12 protein-coding genes and 1 pseudogene are annotated in these 16,353 nt (G+C 70.6%); 10 read left to right on the top strand and 3 right to left on the bottom strand.

Translation table 11 applies throughout. The features are described 5' to 3' along the window. The first annotated feature begins 71 nt into the window (after window positions 1–71). From B9S58_RS29115 to B9S58_RS29105, 3 genes are read left to right on the top strand one after another with little or no spacing between them, the layout of a single operon-like run. Window positions 72–815, top strand: coding sequence for a GNAT family N-acetyltransferase (locus B9S58_RS29115; RefSeq protein ID WP_103534957.1), 744 nt, complete (start codon window positions 72–74; stop codon window positions 813–815). A gap of 60 nt (window positions 816–875) precedes the next feature. Continuing rightward, window positions 876–2,786, top strand: a complete 1,911-nt coding sequence (locus tag B9S58_RS29110) for an IucA/IucC family siderophore biosynthesis protein (RefSeq protein WP_103534956.1) — start codon at window positions 876–878, stop codon at window positions 2,784–2,786. A 38-nt stretch (window positions 2,787–2,824) separates the two neighbouring features. Continuing rightward, the gene (locus tag B9S58_RS29105; RefSeq protein WP_103534955.1) at window positions 2,825–4,795 is read left to right on the top strand and encodes an ATP-dependent DNA helicase; all 1,971 of its coding nucleotides are present in this window, start codon (window positions 2,825–2,827) and stop codon (window positions 4,793–4,795) included. A 124-nt stretch (window positions 4,796–4,919) separates the two neighbouring features. Here B9S58_RS29105 and lexA read toward each other — a convergent pair whose 3' ends face one another. Further along, complete coding sequence (gene lexA, locus B9S58_RS29100) at window positions 4,920–5,717, bottom strand: transcriptional repressor LexA (RefSeq protein WP_103534954.1); 798 nt, start codon at window positions 5,715–5,717, stop codon at window positions 4,920–4,922. A 489-nt stretch (window positions 5,718–6,206) separates the two neighbouring features. On the opposite strand from lexA, the gene nrdR reads away from it, so the two are divergent. Both nrdR and B9S58_RS29090 read left to right on the top strand, forming a co-directional pair. After that, window positions 6,207–6,719 (top strand): transcriptional regulator NrdR, encoded by a 513-nt coding sequence (gene nrdR, locus B9S58_RS29095; protein WP_030577138.1) that lies wholly within the window; start codon window positions 6,207–6,209, stop codon window positions 6,717–6,719. Between the two features lie 173 nt (window positions 6,720–6,892). After that, window positions 6,893–9,781 (top strand): vitamin B12-dependent ribonucleotide reductase, encoded by a 2,889-nt coding sequence (locus B9S58_RS29090; RefSeq protein ID WP_103534953.1) that lies wholly within the window; start codon window positions 6,893–6,895, stop codon window positions 9,779–9,781. A 145-nt stretch (window positions 9,782–9,926) separates the two neighbouring features. Here B9S58_RS29090 and B9S58_RS29085 read toward each other — a convergent pair whose 3' ends face one another. Further along, a complete protein-coding gene (locus B9S58_RS29085; RefSeq protein ID WP_103534952.1) occupies window positions 9,927–10,463 on the bottom strand; it encodes a TerD family protein in 537 nt (178 codons plus the stop codon). Between the two features lie 173 nt (window positions 10,464–10,636). Then, window positions 10,637–10,884 (bottom strand): annotated as a pseudogene (locus tag B9S58_RS29080) (hypothetical protein); the annotation flags it as partial. 151 nt (window positions 10,885–11,035) lie between these two features. Here B9S58_RS29080 and B9S58_RS29075 point away from each other — a divergent pair. The 5 genes from B9S58_RS29075 (at window position 11,036) to B9S58_RS29055 (ending at window position 16,171) form a co-directional block, all read left to right on the top strand. Continuing rightward, entirely contained in the window at window positions 11,036–11,641 is a 606-nt protein-coding gene (locus tag B9S58_RS29075) for a YdbC family protein (RefSeq protein ID WP_181009501.1), read from the top strand. Between the two features lie 59 nt (window positions 11,642–11,700). Then, window positions 11,701–12,360, top strand: a complete 660-nt coding sequence (locus tag B9S58_RS29070; RefSeq protein ID WP_103534950.1) for a histidine phosphatase family protein — start codon at window positions 11,701–11,703, stop codon at window positions 12,358–12,360. A 12-nt stretch (window positions 12,361–12,372) separates the two neighbouring features. Next, window positions 12,373–13,281 carry an ADP-ribosylglycohydrolase family protein gene (locus B9S58_RS29065; protein WP_103534949.1) on the top strand — a complete coding sequence of 303 codons (909 nt, stop codon included), beginning with the start codon at window positions 12,373–12,375 and terminating at the stop codon, window positions 13,279–13,281. Window positions 13,282–13,521: 240 nt separating this feature from the next. Continuing rightward, window positions 13,522–15,294 (top strand): DUF4153 domain-containing protein, encoded by a 1,773-nt coding sequence (locus B9S58_RS29060; RefSeq protein ID WP_103534948.1) that lies wholly within the window; start codon window positions 13,522–13,524, stop codon window positions 15,292–15,294. 166 nt (window positions 15,295–15,460) lie between these two features. Then, window positions 15,461–16,171, top strand: a complete 711-nt coding sequence (locus B9S58_RS29055; protein WP_103534947.1) for a ribonuclease HII — start codon at window positions 15,461–15,463, stop codon at window positions 16,169–16,171. The last annotated feature ends 182 nt before the right edge of the window (window positions 16,172–16,353 follow it).

Genomic DNA, 16,353 nt, shown 5'->3' with positions numbered 1-16,353 from the left:
GGCAGACTCCGAGCGCACCCGCTCCGGAGCAGCCCACCGACCGCACCCGGTCCAGAGAGGAGAGCGCCACCGTGCCTCCCGCCGACGCCTCAGCGGAACCCGGCGCTGCACCCGACGGCGGGAGCACCGGCGCCGAGGACACTCTCGACCTGAAGCTCACCGAGGAGCTCCTCGCCCTGATCGCCGCCGAGCGGAACGCCGAGCGGAACGCCGGGGCCGCCCAGGCCCGGAACCGGGTTCCCCATGAGCTGCTGGGTGACCCGGGGGTCTGGCAGCCCGCGACCACGGCCGCGGGGGAATTCGGCCTCCTGCCCGTCCGGCCGGAGCGCGATCTCGCCCTCCTCAGCCGTTGGATGAACGACCCCGCCGTGGCGGCCTTCTGGGAGCTCGCCGGACCGGAGTCCGTCACCGCCGACCACCTCGGGCCCCAGCTCGAAGGGGACGGACGCAGCATCCCCTGCCTCGGTGTGCTCGACGGCACGCCCATGAGCTACTGGGAGATCTACCGCGCCGACCTCGACCCCCTGGCCCGCCACTACCCGGCCCGCCTCCACGACACCGGTGTCCACCTCCTCATCGGGGGCGTGAACAACCGGGGCCGGGGCGTGGGCACCACCCTGCTCCGCGCCGTCGCCGACCTCGTCCTGGACAACCTTCCGCGGTGCGGACGGGTCGTCGCTGAGCCGGACCTGCGCAACACCCCATCCGTATCCGCGTTCCTCAGCGCCGGCTTCCGCTTCTCCGCCGAAGTGGATCTCCCCGGCAAACGCGCCGCGCTGATGATCCGCGACCGAACGTACCGAGCCCAGCTGTGACTTACTCGCCGCACTTTCCGCACCGCTCGAACCTCATAGGTTCCATTCGGAGGAGTCCCCGTGCCGACATATCCCGCGAGCCGTGATTCAGCCGAGTCCCCGCAGCTGTTCAGCCCTCCGGAGCTGAACCGGCAGATCTGGGACCGGGCCGCAGCACGGCTCCTCGCCAAGATGCTCGGCGAGTTCGCCTACGAGAAGCTCATCGAGCCCGTCCCGGGGCCCGGGACGGGCGGACGCCACCGACTGACCCTCGACGACGGGGGAGTGCTCTCCTTCACCGCCCGGCGCGGCGTCTACGGCAGCTGGCGCGTCGACCCCGACTCGATCGAGGTGACCGCGCGGCCCCCGGCCGCCCACGCCAACGGCTCACCGGCCCCGGTGCCCGCCGACATACAGTCCAACGGTTCACCGAACCCCGGGACCCGGCCGTTCCGCGATCCGCTGACGTTCCTCACCCGGGTCCGGGGCCTTCTCGGCCTCGACGGCACCACCCTCGGCCATCTCATCCGCGAGCTGACCCTGACCCTCTCCGCCGACGCCCGGATCGACCACACCGCGCTCACCGCGGACCGGCTCGCCGCACTGGACTACGCGGAGCTGGAAGGCCATCAGACCGGTCACCCCTGGCTGGTGGCGAGCAAGGGCCGGCTCGGCTTCTCCGCCGCCGACGCCGCCCGCTTCACCCCCGAGACCCGCAGCCCGCTCCGGCTGCCGTGGATCGCGGTCAGTAACCGCATCGCGCAGTACCGGGGCGTGGGCCGCCTCACCACCCCCGACCAGTTGTACGCCGGTGAGCTCGACCCGAGCGTCCGGGACACCTTCGGCGAGGTGCTGCGGGCCCGGGGACACGACCCGCGGGACTACCTCTACCTCCCCGTGCACCCCTGGCAGTGGGACGAGTGGATCGTGCCGCTCTTCGCCCCGGCCATCGCCGACGGCGACATCGTGGCCCTGCACACCGACGGGGACGCCCGCCTCCCGCAGCAGTCCATCCGCACGTTCGCCAACGTGGAACGGCCCGAGCGGCACACCGTGAAGCTCCCGCTCTCCATCCTCAACACCCTGGTCTGGCGCGGCCTGCCGACCGAGCGGACCCTCGCCGCCCCCGCCGTCACCGCCTGGGTCCAGGGGCTGTGCGCGGGCGACCCGTTCCTGCGCGACACCTGCCGGGTCGTCCTCCTCGGTGAGGTCGCCTCCGTCGCCGTCGAGCATCCGCTGTACGACCACCTCCCCGAAGCGCCCTACCAGTTCAAGGAGATCCTCGGTGCGATCTGGCGGGAGCCCCTGCCGCCCCGCCTCGGCCCGGGCGAACGCGCCCGTACGCTCGCCTCCCTCCTCCATACGGATCCGGCGGGCCGCGCGTTCACCGCCGAGCTGGTCGCGCGCTCCGGGCTGTCCCCGGACACCTGGCTCAAGCGGCTCTTCGCCGCCCTGCTGCCGCCCCTGCTGCACTTCCTCTACCGCTACGGCACCGTCTTCTCCCCGCACGGCGAGAACGCCATCGTCGTGTTCGACGAGAACGACGTGCCCGTACGGCTGGCCATCAAGGACTTCGTCGATGACGTCAACGTCAGCGCCCACCCGCTGCCGGAGCACGCCACCATGCCCGACGAGGTCCGCGCCGTCCTCCTCACCGAGGAGCCGTCCTTCCTCACCCAGTTCATCCACTCCGGACTCTTCGTCGGTGTCTTCCGCTATCTGTCCCCCCTGTGCGAGGAGCAGCTCGGGGTCTCCGAGGACACTTTCTGGTCACTCGTCCGGGCGGAGATCGTCCGCCACCACGCCCGCTTTCCGGAGCTGAAGGAGCGGTTCGAGCTGTTCAACATGCTCACCCCGGAAATCGAGCGCCTCTGTCTGAACCGCAACCGCCTGCTCGTCGACGGCTACCGGGACCGTGCCAGCCGCCCGCACGCGGCGATCCACGGCACGGTTCCCAACCCGTTGCACCCCTCCGCCCGCGTCCGGGAGTGATCGCCGTTGTCAGTGGTGCGCCGTAGGGTGGTCGGGCTATGACGAAGCCATCCCTCCCCGAACTCCTGCACGCCGCCGTCACCGCCGTCGGCGGTACGGAAAGGCCCGGCCAGGTCACCATGGCCGAGGCCGTCGCCGAGGCCGTCGACGACCAATCCCACCTGCTCGTCCAGGCCGGCACCGGTACGGGCAAGTCGCTCGGCTATCTGGTGCCGGCCCTGGCGCACGGGGAGCGGGTCGTCGTGGCCACGGCCACCCTCGCCCTCCAGCGCCAGCTCGTGGAGCGGGACCTGCCGCGTACGGTCGAGTCCCTGCATCCGCTGCTGCGTCGGCGCCCGCAGTTCGCCATGCTCAAGGGCCGGTCGAACTACCTCTGTCTGCACCGGCTCCACGAAGGGGTTCCGCAGGACGAGGAGGAGGGGCTGTTCGACCAGTTCGAGGCGGCCGCCCCGTCCAGCAAGCTGGGACAGGACCTGCTGCGGCTGCGGGACTGGTCGGACGAGACGGAGACGGGCGACCGGGACGATCTGACCCCCGGCGTCTCGGACCGGGCCTGGGCGCAGATCTCGGTCTCCTCGCGCGAGTGCCTGGGCGCGACGAAGTGCGCGTACGGCGCGGAGTGCTTCGCGGAGGCGGCCCGCGAGCGCGCCAAGCTCGCGGACGTGGTCGTCACCAATCACGCCCTGCTCGCGATCGACGCCATCGAGGGCGCGCCGGTGCTGCCCTCGCACGAGGTACTGATCGTCGACGAGGCCCATGAGCTGGTCTCACGGGTCACCGGTGTCGCCACCGGCGAGCTCACCCCCGCCCAGGTCAACCGCGCTGTCCGCCGTGCTGCGAAGCTGGTCAACGAGAAGGCCGCCGACGCGCTCCAGACCGCCGCCGAGGGGTTCGAGCGGGTCATGGAGCTGGCGCTCCCGGGACGGCTGGAGGAGGTGCCCGAGGACCTCGGGTACGCGCTGATGGCGCTGCGTGACGCGGCGCGCACGGTGATCTCCGCGATCGGCGCCACCCGGGACAAGTCGGTCGAGGACGAGAACGCCGTACGCAAGCAGGCCCTGGCTTCGGTCGAGACGATCCACGGCGTCGCCGAGCGGATCACCCAGGGTTCCGAGTACGACGTCGTCTGGTACGAGCAGCACGACCGGTTCGGAGCCTCCGTCCGGGTGGCCCCGCTCTCCGTCTCCGGGCTGCTGCGCGAGAAGCTCTTCGCCGAGCGGTCCGTGGTGCTGACCTCGGCCACCCTGAAGCTCGGCGGCGACTTCAACGGGGTGGGGGCGTCGCTCGGGCTGGCCCCCGAGGGCACGGCGGGCGAGGACGTCCCGCAGTGGAAGGGGCTGGACGTCGGCTCCCCGTTCGACTATCCGAAGCAGGGCATCCTCTATGTCGCCCGGCATCTGAACACCCCGGGTCGCGAGGGATCGCGTACGGACATGCTGGACGAGCTCGCCGAGCTGGTGGAGGCGGCCGGCGGCCGCACGCTGGGGCTGTTCTCCTCGATGCGGGGAGCCAAGGCGGCGGCCGAGGAGCTCCGGGGCCGCATGGACAGGCCGATCCTGCTCCAGGGCGAGGAGACGCTCGGCGAGCTGATCAAGAACTTCGCGGCCGACCCGGAGACCTGCCTCTTCGGCACCCTGTCGCTCTGGCAGGGCGTCGATGTCCCGGGGCCGAGCTGTCAGCTGGTGGTCATGGACCGGATCCCGTTCCCCCGGCCCGACGATCCGCTCATGAGCGCACGGCAGAAGGCGGTCGAGGAGGCGGGCGGCAACGGCTTCATGGCGGTGGCGGCGACGCACGCCGCTCTGCTGATGGCCCAGGGCGCGGGCCGGCTGGTCCGCGCCACGGGCGACAAGGGCGTCGTCGCCGTACTGGACCCGAGGCTCGCCAACGCGCGGTACGGAAGCTACCTGCGCGCCTCGCTGCCGGACTTCTGGTACACGACGGACCGGAACCAGGCACGCCGCTCCCTGGCCGCCATCGACGCCCGAGCGAAGGGCGACGAGGCCTAGGAGGGCTGCCCGGCCGATCAGGCCGGGCAAGGCAAAGCCCCGGGACCGACGTCATGATCGACGTCCTAGGCAGAGACCCCGGGGCGGACAGCCGTGACCGACGCTTTTCTCGGATCCGACGTCCTCAGACCCGACGCAGCACCGCCACCACCTTGCCCAGGATGGTCGCCTCGTCGCCGGGGATCGGCTGGTACGCGGCGTTGTGCGGGAGCAGCCATACGTGACCGTCCTCCCGGCGGAAGCGCTTGACCGTCGCCTCGCCGTCGAGCATGGCGGCGACGATGTCCCCGTTCTCCGCGACGGGCTGGCGGCGGACGGTGACCCAGTCGCCGTCACAGATCGCGGCCTCGATCATCGAGTCGCCGACGACCTTCAGGACGAACAGCTCACCGTCACCGACGAGCTGGCGGGGGAGCGGGAAGACATCCTCGACGGACTCCTCCGCGAGGATCGGGCCACCGGCGGCGATCCGGCCCACCAGCGGCACATAGGACGCGGCGGGCTTGCCCGTCGTGTCGGTCGCCTGGGTGCTGGGCTGGTCCGATCCGCGCACCTCGTAGGCGCGGGGCCGGTGCGGGTCCCGGCGGAGGAAGCCCTTGCGCTCCAGCGCCATCAGCTGATGGGCGACGGACGATGTGCTGGACAGGCCCACCGCCTGACCGATCTCCCGCATGGAGGGCGGGTATCCGCGCCGCTGCACGGAGTCCCGGATGACCTCGATGACCCGCCGTTGCCGGTCGGTGAGGCCCGAGCTGTCCGCCCGGATACCGGGAGGCCTGCCGGGCATGGAACGTCCCGGGCGTGCGGGCTCGGACCCGTCCGTGTTCGGGACTGGCTCATTCATGGCATGCACCGGCTCAAGTCGGCTCTGGGAGCGATGGTCCCGGGCGGTGATGGTGGCACTGTCTGCGGTGGTGGTCACGTCGGCCCCTCTCGAATGTTCTCCCTAGCTGGACAACGGTAGTAGCTTTCGAAAGGTTGCGCCAAACACACGTTCGAGTGAAAAACGAATAAAGGGGTGCCGTGGTGCTGCCGACAGGTGTATGAGCGGCGGGGTGGGGGTCGTGCGAGGCCTCCGCGGAGGTCCTGCCGCGGTCCCGGCCCGAGTCTTTCATCCGGCCCCGTGCGCCGGAGCCCCGGCGGCTCGGCGGCCCCGCGTTTCCCGTACTCTCTTTCCTGGCCCACGCTCCCCCGAACGGCCTCCGACCGAGGTCCGGCGCGCGACACGCGATAGGGCCGAAAACGCGACTCAACCCTAGATCTAGTGGTTGGATCGCTCCAGTCACCCAGAAGTTGTGGTCTCGGTTCAATCGCGCCGTGGCCATCGCCTATGCTGGGAACTGCTTCCAGGGGCCCGAGAAGGGCCCTGAAGAGGCTATTCAGTCGTGCGTGTGAAGGAGGGTTGGGAGCCATGCACTGCCCCTTCTGCAGGCACCCCGACAGCAGGGTCGTCGACAGTCGCACCACCGACGACGGGACGTCGATCCGTCGCCGCCGGCAGTGCCCCGACTGTTCCCGCCGGTTCACCACGGTGGAGACCTGCTCGCTGATGGTGGTCAAGCGCAGCGGCGTGACCGAGCCCTTCAGTCGCACCAAGGTCATCTCCGGCGTCCGCAAGGCATGCCAGGGGCGACCCGTCACGGAGGACGCCCTCGCCAAGCTCGGCCAGCGGGTCGAGGAGGCGGTGCGCGCCACCGGCAGCGCCGAGCTGACCACCCACGACGTGGGACTGGCCATCCTCGGCCCGCTGCAGGAACTCGACCTCGTCGCGTACCTGCGCTTCGCGTCCGTGTACCGGGCGTTCGATTCCCTGGAAGACTTCGAGGCCGCCATCGTGGAACTGCGCGCGCAGCGGCCTTCCGCAGAGGACTGCGGGAGCGGAGAGACCCTTGAGGTCCCCGCGCCCGCCATCGCCGCCGACTGAGCGGTACCCGCCTGGGACGCCCGTGCCCGCAGACGTATCTCTGCGGACCGGCGGCAGGGCGAAATGAGATGTGCTTCCGGCTGCCGAGTACGGCTTCCGGAGCATCGGACACACAGTGTGCCTGGGAAGATCTGGGCACTTCAGGGCGTTTTCGCCCACATATGGGAGGCGGCATGACAGAGACGGCGAGCGGCCCGGCACGAGGTTCCCGCACCAAGGGCGCCAAGGCGAGCAAGGGTCTGCGTATCGAGCGTATCCACACCAACCCCGGCGTGCACCCGTACGACGAGGTGGCGTGGGAGCGCCGTGACGTCGTCATGACCAACTGGCGCGACGGCTCGATCAACTTCGAGCAGCGTGGCGTCGAGTTCCCCGACTTCTGGTCGGTGAACGCGGTCAACATCGTCACCAGCAAGTACTTCCGCGGGGCCGTCGGTACGCCGCAGCGCGAGACCGGCCTCAAGCAGCTGATCGACCGGATCGTGAAGACGTACCGTAAGGCCGGTGAGGAGAACAGCTACTTCGCCTCTCCCGCGGACGCGGAGATCTTCGAGCACGAGCTGGCGTACGCCCTCCTGCACCAGGTCTTCAGCTTCAACTCCCCGGTCTGGTTCAACGTCGGCACGCCCCAGCCGCAGCAGGTCTCCGCCTGCTTCATCCTGGCCGTCGACGACTCCATGGAGTCGATCCTCGACTGGTACAAGGAAGAGGGCATGATCTTCAAGGGCGGCTCCGGCGCCGGCCTGAACCTCTCCCGTATCCGCTCCTCCAAGGAGCTCCTCTCCTCCGGCGGCAACGCCTCGGGCCCGGTCTCCTTCATGCGCGGCGCCGACGCGTCCGCCGGAACGATCAAGTCGGGCGGCGCCACCCGCCGCGCGGCCAAGATGGTCATCCTCGACGTCGACCACCCCGACATCGAGAACTTCATCGAGACCAAGGTCAAGGAGGAGGAGAAGATCCGCGCCCTGCGCGACGCGGGCTTCGACATGGACCTGGGCGGCGACGACATCACGTCCGTCCAGTACCAGAACGCCAACAACTCGGTCCGGGTGAACGACGAGTTCATGAAGGCCGTCGAGGCGGGCGGCAAGTTCGGGCTGCGCGCCCGGATGACCGGCGACGTCATCGAAGAGGTCGAGGCCAAGTCCCTCTTCCGCAAGATGGCCGAGGCCGCCTGGGCCTGCGCCGACCCGGGCATCCAGTACGACGACACCATCAACGCCTGGCACACCTGCCCGGAGTCCGGCCGGATCAACGGCTCGAACCCGTGCAGCGAGTACATGCACCTGGACAACACCTCGTGCAACCTCGCCTCGCTGAACCTGATGAAGTTCCTCAAGGACGACGGCCTGGGCCACCAGTCCTTCGAGTCCGAGCGCTTCGCCAAGGTCGTCGAGCTGGTCATCACCGCGATGGACATCTCGATCTGCTTCGCGGACTTCCCGACGCAGAAGATCGGCGAGAACACCCGCGCCTACCGTCAGCTGGGCATCGGCTACGCCAACCTCGGCGCCCTGCTGATGGCGACCGGTCACGCGTACGACAGCGAGGGCGGCCGCGCCCTGGCCGGCGCCATCACCTCGCTGATGACCGGCACCTCCTACCGGCGCTCCGCCGAACTGGCCGCGGTCGTCGGCCCGTACGACGGTTACGCCCGCAACGCCGATCCGCACCAGCGCGTCATGAAGCAGCACTCCGACGCCAACGCCAAGGCCGTCCACGTCGACGACCTCGACTCGCCGGTCTGGGCCGCCGCGACGGAGGCCTGGCAGGACGTGATCCGGCTCGGCGCGAAGAACGGTTTCCGTAACGCGCAGGCCTCGGTCATCGCGCCCACCGGCACCATCGGTCTCGCGATGTCCTGCGACACCACCGGTCTGGAGCCCGACCTCGCCCTGGTCAAGTTCAAGAAGCTGGTCGGCGGCGGCTCGATGCAGATCGTCAACGGCACGGTGCCGCAGGCACTGCGCCGTCTCGGTTACCAGCCGGAGCAGATCGAGGCGATCGTCGCCCACATCGCCGACCACGGCAACGTGGTCGACGCCCCCGGTCTGAAGACCGAGCACTACAGCGTCTTCGACTGCGCGATGGGCGAGCGTTCCATCTCCGCGATGGGCCACGTCCGGATGATGGCGGCCATCCAGCCGTGGATCTCCGGCGCGCTCTCCAAGACGGTGAACCTGCCCGAGACGGCCACCGTCGAGGACGTCGAAGAGGTCTACTTCGAGGCGTGGAAGCTGGGCGTCAAGGCGCTCGCGATCTACCGCGACAACTGCAAGGTCGGCCAGCCCCTCTCCGCCAAGACCAAGGACAAGGAGAAGGAAGAGGTCACCGCGAAGGCCGAGGAGACCATCCGTACGGCGGTCGAGAAGGTCGTCGAGTACCGCCCGGTCCGCAAGCGCCTCCCCAAGGGCCGTCCCGGCATCACCACCTCCTTCACGGTGGGCGGCGCCGAGGGTTACATGACCGCCAACTCCTACCCGGACGACGGTCTCGGCGAGGTCTTCCTGAAGATGTCCAAGCAGGGCTCGACCCTAGCGGGCATGATGGACGCCTTCTCCATCGCCGTCTCGGTCGGTCTGCAGTACGGCGTCCCGCTGGAGACGTACGTCTCGAAGTTCACCAACATGCGCTTCGAGCCGGCCGGTATGACGGACGACCCGGACGTGCGGATGGCGCAGTCGATCGTCGACTACATCTTCCGTCGCCTGGCGCTCGACTTCCTGCCCTTCGAGACCCGCTCGGCCCTCGGCATCCACTCCGCCGAGGAGCGTCAGCGGCACCTGGACACCGGCAGCTACGAGCCGTCGTTCGAGTCGGACGGCCTGGACGCGGACGGGCCGGCCCCGGTCCACGCCGAGCCCCTGAAGGTGGTGGCGGCTCCCCAGGAGCCCGCCGTGAAGCCCGCGCCGAAGACGGCGCACACCTCGGCCGAGCTGGTCGAGATGCAGCTCGGCATCAGCGCCGACGCCCCGCTCTGCTTCTCCTGCGGTACGAAGATGCAGCGCGCCGGCTCCTGCTACATCTGCGAGGGCTGCGGCTCGACGAGCGGCTGCAGCTGAGGACACGCGGAACCACGTCGGACGCCCCGTGCGACGTAGCCCGCATCCGTAGCTGACGTACGGCTCACGAAGGGGACCGGTCATCGGCCGGTCCCCTTCGGCAGGTCACCGACCCCCGTACCAGGTTGTCCGGAAATGGCCGATGTCACGCCTCCGGGGCCCGGCTTCCCATCACCGCGGTGAAGGCGTCGGGGCCGCCGTCGAAGCCGCGCACCGTCGACCGGAACCCCCAGGGCCCCGCGCCCTCGCGGACGAACTCCCCGATCACCGCCGCGGTCGCCCACGCCACGCCGGAGAAGTCGTTCTCGGCCAGGATCGTGTAACCCTCGCCGATCTCCATCGCCGTGCTCTCTACGGCGCCGAAGGTCTTGTGGCCGTCGCGCTGCTGGATGGCGACACCGACCACCACCCGCCCGTACCTCTCCGCCAGCCGGTCCAGCTCGATGGTCATGACCTCGTCGAAGCCGAAACCCTGGCCGGTGCGGCTGTCGCGGTTCAGCGTGATGGTGCCGTCCGGCGAGCGGCTGTCGAAGTGCACCAGGTAGGCGGGGGCGCCGTACGGCTCGTCGGCCGGGTAGGTCGCCGCGATGATGTCGAGGTCGTTGGGGGCCGTCCCGTGCGGGCTGGGATCCCATTTGACCCGTACTTCGACCTTCTCGATGTCCTTGTTCGAAGTGCTCAAGGGGCTTCCCTCCCGGCCGACGGCCCATGGACCGTTCTCATCACCCGATACACGATTCACCCGATCATGTACGGAACCGGCCGCGGAACCAACTGCCCCGGTCACGGACGGCGGATTCGGGCCATCCGCCGGCCGCGCCCCCACTCGTGCCTCAGTGGGGAATCCCGCGCGGCGGGCGTCTGCTCCTGTGCTTGGGCGACCGCGTCGAGGAGCAGTGCTCCCTCCCGGGTCGTACGGGGTACGGAGAACGCCCCTGATACGCGCCCGCGCGCTCCAGCGCCGCGAAGTTCTCCAGGACCGGACCGTGGCTCACCCCGTGATGGGTGTCGACCCCGAACCCGATGGACACGACCAGACGTTCGGGGCATTCGATCCCGGCGAGGGCGGCCACGGTGGCGAGGTCCTCCTTCCGGCCCCCGAGGCGAGGACGCGCCGGGCGGACGCGAGCCCGACCGAACAGGGGATGGACGTGCAGCGTCGCCATGACGATCGTCGTGCGAGCGGAACGACCGGCCGGGGCGCACTCCCCGGGACCGTGACGCGTGCCACGTTCCGCGCCGTACGATGGCGCGGTGTTGGTGAAGTGGATTCGCTGTTCCGTGGTGGACCGTCATGGTTTCGAACGGGGACAGCGGAAGTGGGCGGGGCTGCTCGGCGAGCCGGGGTTCAGAGGACAGAGCGGTGGGTGGAGCCGAACGCGCCCCGACGTCGCCCATGTCTTCGCTTTCTGGGAGAACCGCGTCTTCTACGACTCCTTCATGGCCCGGGGGCACGACCGGCTGGCGGCCGGGCAGTCGGGCATGTTCCGCGATATGCAGGTCACGCTTTTCGAGCGCCGCTTCGACGTGAAGACGGGATTCGAGCCCCACTTCGCGGAGGCGGACGTGGTCAGGGTCGCGCACAGCCGGGTGCACGAGGAGCGCGCCGAGCACTTCGTGCTGATGCAGAAGCAGGTGTGGAATCCCGCCATGGCCGGATCTCCCGGCATGCTGCGTGGCGTGTTCGGCGAGGCGCCAGGCAACGAGTTCCTCGCGCTGTCCCTGTGGAAGTCGAGCGCCGAGCGCGGCAAGTACCGTGCGGCGGGGGCCGAGCGGCTGGCGGCCCGCGCGCAGACCGAGACGGACGTGATCGCGCTGACGGGAGACGTCGTGGAGCTGGAACCGTCCTGGACGGTGTGACCCGCGCCCGCGCGCCGCGCACAGCCCCGACCACTCGTGCAAGCCCTTAGGCTCGGGACATGGCACGACCGCAGCGCATTGTCCTTGTCCGGCACGGCGAGTCCGAGGGCAACGCCGACGACACGGTGTACGAGCGGGAGCCCGACCACGCGCTCCGGCTCACCGACACAGGTCTGCGGCAGGCCCGGGAGACCGGGGAGGGACTGCGCGAGCAGTTCGGCGGGGAACGGGTGAGCGTCTACATCTCGCCGTACCGCCGCACCCACGAGACGTTCCGGTCCTTCGGCATCGACCCGGCACGCGTCCGGGTCCGCGAGGAGCCCCGGCTGCGCGAGCAGGACTGGGGCAACTGGCAGGACCGTGACGACGTACGGCTGCAGAAGGCCTACCGGGACGCGTACGGGCACTTCTTCTACCGGTTCGCCCAGGGCGAGTCCGGCGCCGACGTCTACGACCGGGTCGGGGCGTTCCTGGAGAGCCTGCACCGGAGCTTCGAGGAGCCGGACCACCCGGAGAACGTCCTGCTGGTCACCCACGGACTGACGATGCGGCTGTTCTGCATGCGCTGGTTCCACTGGTCGGTCGCGGAGTTCGAGTCGCTGTCCAACCCGGGCAACGGCGAGACGCGGACCCTGCTGCTGGGCGAGAACGGCCGCTACACCCTCGACCGGCCCTTCCAGCGCTGGCGGACTCCTGAGCCCTACGGCCGCACCGGATAGAGTGGCAGGGCGATGACCGCTGATTCTGCTTCCGAGCGGCGCTTCGAACGCGCCCTGGCCAGCCTGCGTGGGCTGTCCGTGGGAGACGCCCTGGGCTCCCAGTACTTCGTTCCGGCCAACTACCCCCTGCTGAAACAGCGGGCCCTGCCGCCCGGGCCCTGGCAGTGGACCGACGACACCGAGATGGCCTGCTCGGTCCTGGCCGTGCTCACCGCGCACGGCCGCATCGACCAGGACGCGCTCGCCCGCTCCTTCGCCGAGCACCACGACTTCGACCGGGGCTACGGCCCCGCCGTCAACCGGCTCCTCAGGCTCGTACGGGAGGGCGGCGACTGGCGGGAACTGTCCTCGGCGCTCTTCCAGGGCCAGGGCTCCTGGGGCAACGGTTCGGCGATGCGTATCGCCCCGCTCGGCGCCTGGTACGCGGACGATCCGGAGCAGGCCACGCATCAGGCGGAGATCTCCTCGTACACCACGCATCAGCACCGCGAGGCCGTCGTCGGTGCGATGGCCGTCGCCGCCGCCGCGTCGCTCGCCGCCGCCCCAGGCGGACCGCCGGGCCCCGAGGACCTCCTCGACGGCGTCATCGCGCTCGTGCCCCGCAGCGCCGTCGGCGCGGGGCTGCGCCGGGCCCGCGACATGCTGGACTACCGGGACGCCGGGACGGTCGCCGCGGTCCTCGGCAACGGCCGCCGCACCAGTGCCCACGACACCGTGCCGTTCGCACTCTGGTCGGCCGCCAGAAGCCTCGGGGACTACGAGGAGGCGTTCTGGGTCACGGCCCAGGCGGGAGGCGACGTCGACACGACGTGCGCCATCGTCGGCGGTGTCGTCGCCTCGGGGGAGGCCGGAGCGCCGCCTGCCGACTGGCTGGTACAGACGGAGGGACCTCCGGCGTGGCTGACCCCGTACCTGCGTTGACCCGGTCAGGCCCCTTCGCTGACCCCTGACCGCCGCCCCTCGCTCCCGGGCGGCGGTCGTCTGTCACGGTCCTGCCACAGGGGCACTCCGCGTGCCCGTGAAGCGTTTACGAACGCGAGTTCGGGATTACCCTTTCGCTCACGCCGTCCCTGGTTGATCTTGAGGGCGTGCGCCGAATGAGACGCCGGGACACGCGTTCGGCCCCGGGCCGCGCGTGGACCCGGTGGGGGAGGGGTCCCAATGTCCGATCAGCCGTCCGAGGCGTCCAGACCGCCGAAGAAGTCAAGGCAAGCCGGTACGATCCGGCCACCGGAACCACCGGAACCGGTGGCGGCCTCCGAAGCCGCCGGAACACCGGCATCGAACACGGCACAGTCCTCCGAGTCGACGCCGTCCGAGCCGCCGTCGTCCGGTGAGCGGGCCGGCGGTGTGCAGGCAACGGGTGCCGCGCGGCCGGGCAGCCCCTGGCAGTACGCCGCGGGGGCGCCCGGCGCCGAGGACGACGGTGTGACGGCCCGGCTCCGGCCGCCCGCTCCGCCCCTGATCCGCCCCGCCGTGCTCTGGTCGGTCCTGGCCACCGCCGTCCTGAGCGCGCTCTTCCTCGGCGAGGGGCTCGGGGTGAACCTCCTGATCGTGGCGGTGCCCGCCGCGCTGGCCGCGTACTTCGCCGCGCGTTCGGCAGGCCGCCGGCTGCGGCCCTGGACCGCGACCTGGGCGGTGGGAGGGCTCGCGCTGCTCGCGGTGCCTGCGCTCCGGGACGCGGGCTGGCCCACCTTCCTCGCCGTCGTGTCGGCCTTCGCGCTCGGCTCGCTGGCGTTGCACGGCAGCCGCAGCTGGCTGGGCGTGCTGATCGGCTCGCTTGGCCTGTTCGACTCGGTCGTCCCCGGCATCATCTGGGGTGTACGGGGGATCCGCGCACGGGCCGACGGTTCCCGGGCGCGCTGGGGCGCCGCCCTGCGCACCACGGCGGTGGCCCTCGTGCTGCTGGTGGTGTTCGGAACCCTGTTCGCCAGCGCGGACGCCGCGTTCGCCGACCTGCTGGGCAGTCTCCTGCCCGACGCCTCGGTCGGCGATGGACCGTGGCGGATCTTCCTGTTCGCACTCGGGCTGGCCGGCGCGCTCGCCGCCGCGTACGCCGCAGCGGCCCCGGTGCGCTGGGACGGGCTCACCGTCGGGCCCGGCAAACCCCGGGGACGGGCCGAGTGGGCCCTACCGCTGATCGTGCTCAACCTGCTCTTCGCCGCGTTCATCACCCTCCAGCTCGTCGTTCTCCTCGGGGGCTACGACAAGGTGCGGGCGGAGACCGGGCTCGATCACGCCGAGTACGCCCGCCAGGGCTTCTGGCAGCTGCTGTGGGCCACCCTGCTCACCCTCCTCGTGATCGCCCTGGCGCTGCGCTGGGCGCCGCGTGGCGGCACCCGGGACCGGACGCTGGTGCGTGCCGTCCTCGGCACCCTGTGCGTGCTCACCCTCGTCGTGGTCGCCTCCGCGCTGCGCCGCATGGACCTGTACGTCGACGAGTACGGTCTGACCAGGCTCCGGATATCCGTGGCCGCGATGGAGCTCTGGCTCGGGGTGGTGCTGGTCCTGATCCTGGCGGCCGGGGTCTTCGGGGCCCGGTTCCTGCCGCGGGCCATCGCGGTGAGTGCGGCCGCCGGGGTCCTGGCCTTCGGGCTGCTCTCGCCGGACGGACTGGTCGCCGAGCAGAACGTCCAGCGCTTCGAGGACGGCAAGTCGACCGCCATCGACATCGACTACGTCAAGGACCTGTCCGCCGACGCCGTAGCGGCCCTGGACCGGCTGCCCGAACCGGAACGCTCCTGTGCGCTGCGGATCATCCAGAACGAGGTCCTCCACGCCGACACCCCCTGGTACGCGACCAGCTGGGGAGAGGCGCGGGCGAAGGAGATCCTGGAGAAGCGCCCGGCGAAGGGCGACGGCCGCGACTGCTACGGCGTGGGCAGGGGCGGCTCCCACGACGGATACGAGCCGGACGGCTACGACCCGTACTGAGCCGACTGGCCCACTCAGCATGGCCCCTCCGAGCCGACGGCCCTGCTGAGCCCGCGGATTCAGGGGCCCGCGGGGGTCTCGAACCTGCCTCCGGTGGTTGATTCGCGGGATGTACGGAGCCCCGGGGTGTTGCTGCCGTGGCTCTCGGCGTACGCTGGCTGGCGCCATGCCGTACGAACCTCCCACGCACACCGTCGAGCGCTCGCTTCGCGCTACCACCGGTGCCAGGACCGTCGCCGGTGTCGATGAGGTCGGACGCGGTGCGTGGGCCGGACCCGTCACCGTGTGTGCCGCGGTCACCGGCCTCCGCCGCCCGCCCGAAGGCCTCACCGATTCCAAGCTGTTGACCCCCCGGCGGCGTGCCGAACTCGCTCCCGTACTGGAGAGCTGGGTCACCGCCCACGCACTGGGCGACGCCTCGCCGCAGGAGATCGACGACCTCGGAATGACCGCAGCCCTGCGGCTCGCCGCCGTGCGGGCCCTGGACGGGTTGCCGGTACGGCCCGACGCGGTGATCCTCGACGGCAAGCACGACTATCTGGGCGCTCCCTGGAAGGTCCGTACCGTGATCAAGGGCGACCAGTCCTGTATCGCGGTCGCGGCGGCCTCGGTGATCGCCAAGGTGCACCGTGACCGGATGATGGCCGAGCTGGGCGCCGCGTCCGACGACTACACCGACTTTGCCTTCGGTGCCAACGCGGGGTATCCCTCGCCCGTGCACCGGGCCGCGCTGGAGGAGCGGGGGCCCACGGCCCATCACCGCCTCTCCTGGGCGTATCTGGACGCGCTGCCCCGGTGGCAGCACCTGAAGAAGGTCCGTTTTTCCGCCGAGGCGGCCGCACTCGAAAGCGGGGGCCAGCTCGGCTTCGAATTCTGATCGCGCACACGCGCCCTTTACCGACGCCGACGACATCGGCGTCCGCCACAGACCACCTTCATGCCTCTGATCTCCGAGGAGCCTCAGATTCCCGAGAGCGCCCAGGGTCCCCGCGTCACTCCGGCCGCCGGCCGCACCGCGCCGACCCCCCGTCCCGTACCCGGTCCGCGTTCCGCGGCCAC

The sequence above is a fragment of the Streptomyces sp. SM11 genome (genome assembly GCF_002910905.1).
Taxonomy (GTDB): Bacteria; Actinomycetota; Actinomycetes; order Streptomycetales; family Streptomycetaceae; genus Streptomyces.
This window is presented reverse-complemented; position numbering and strand designations above follow the sequence as displayed.

Excerpts from the sequence above, each read along its gene's own strand:
- B9S58_RS29105 (WP_103534955.1), top strand. The coding sequence starts at position 2,825 with ATGACGAAGCCATCCCTCCCCGAACTCCTGCACGCCGCCGTCACCGCC.
- nrdR (WP_030577138.1), top strand. The coding sequence starts at position 6,207 with ATGCACTGCCCCTTCTGCAGGCACCCCGACAGCAGGGTCGTCGACAGT.
- B9S58_RS29090 (WP_103534953.1), top strand. The coding sequence starts at position 6,893 with ATGACAGAGACGGCGAGCGGCCCGGCACGAGGTTCCCGCACCAAGGGC.
- B9S58_RS29070 (WP_103534950.1), top strand. The coding sequence starts at position 11,701 with ATGGCACGACCGCAGCGCATTGTCCTTGTCCGGCACGGCGAGTCCGAG.
- B9S58_RS29065 (WP_103534949.1), top strand. The coding sequence starts at position 12,373 with ATGACCGCTGATTCTGCTTCCGAGCGGCGCTTCGAACGCGCCCTGGCC.
- B9S58_RS29060 (WP_103534948.1), top strand. The coding sequence starts at position 13,522 with ATGTCCGATCAGCCGTCCGAGGCGTCCAGACCGCCGAAGAAGTCAAGG.
- B9S58_RS29055 (WP_103534947.1), top strand. The coding sequence starts at position 15,461 with ATGCCGTACGAACCTCCCACGCACACCGTCGAGCGCTCGCTTCGCGCT.